At 55.5% G+C, this 1,338-nt stretch carries 2 protein-coding genes; both read right to left on the reverse strand.

What is annotated here, in order from left to right; translation table 11 throughout:
- Nucleotides 1-857, reverse strand: an 857-nt coding sequence (gene bamA, locus A3730_RS00850; RefSeq protein WP_063537263.1) for an outer membrane protein assembly factor BamA, incomplete at its 3' end; no start/stop codon positions are given.
- The coding region (locus A3730_RS00855) for a site-2 protease family protein (protein WP_197477205.1) at nucleotides 854-1,338 on the reverse strand (485 nt) is incomplete at its 5' end. The genes bamA and A3730_RS00855, both read right to left, overlap by 4 nt.

Below are 1,338 nucleotides of genomic sequence, written 5' to 3' on the forward strand. Positions count from 1 at the left end.
TCACCAGCCAGATTCACCTCATTGACGGTGTATTGTTCGCCTTCGGCAACATTCACGGTGATAAAGACACTACGACGATCCGGAGTGACTGACACCTGGGTCGATTCGATGGAAAAGTTGATATAACCACGATCCAGGTAATAGGAGCGCAGCCGCTCCAGGTCGCCACCCAGTTTTTCCCGGGAGTATTTGTCATCGCCCTTGATGAACGACCAGAAGCCGGAAGAATGCAGCTCAAAATCTTCCAGTAAGGTTTCATCGTCAAACAGCTGATTGCCTACGATGTTGATATTGCGAATTCTCGCGGCTTTACCTTCATAAATCTCGATCTTCAGAGCCACCCGGTTGCGCGGCAACGCCACCGATTCGGTCTTGATATCTGCCCCGTAGCGGCCCTGACTGACGTACTGGCGCTCCAGTTCGCCCGCAATCGCCTGCAAGGTAGAGCGCTGGAACACTTCACCTTCAGCAAGCCCCGCCTCTGTCAGGCCCTTGCGCAGATTTTCTTCGTCAATGGATTTGTTACCAGACAGTTCGATACGCGCAATACTCGGGCGCTCGGCAACAATCACCACCAGGTCGTCACCGTCACGGCCCAGCTGCACATCCTCAAAGTTGCCGGTGGCAAAAAGGCGCTGAACCGCATCGACCACCTGACCACGGTTAACCGTGTCACCAGCCTGAATCGGCAGGGAGGCGTAGACCCGCTCCACAGGCAGACGCTGGAGGCCTTCTACACGAATATCGTGGACCTTGAACGGTAACTGTGTGTCCGCATTTAGCAGCGGTGCTGCCAACAGGCAAAAAACCGCTAGCAGGCCCTTCAGGGGGCTGCTCAGAATGTCCCCAAATCTCATGAAAACTGCTTCACCAAGTCGTTGTAAATGGCCAATAACATGAAGCTGACCACGAGCGTCAGCCCAACACCTTGTGCGGCCATCAAGAACCGCTCAGGTAAACTGCGACCGCGAATCATTTCAATGATTCCAAAGAAAATCCAGCCGCCATCAAGCATTGGTACGGGTAGAAGGTTAATCACCCCCAGCGTGATGCTGAGGTAAGCCAGCAATGCCAGGAAGCTGGCAATGCCAATGGACGCACTTTCGCCGGCCACCTGGGCAATGGTGATGGGGCCACCCAGGTTATCGAGAGAAAGCTTGCCGGTGACCAGTTTCACCAGGCTCGCGCCCACCACATTGACCTGCTCGGCAAAGCGACTGCTCGCCGCACTGACAGCCCCCAGCACACCAAATTCCTGCTGGTAAACGCCGCCCAGGCCCACGCCGATACGGCCAAAAGATTCACCGTTTTCGGTCACCGTGGCTGGCACCACCTGGA

The organism is Alcanivorax sp. HI0044, from assembly GCF_001634945.1.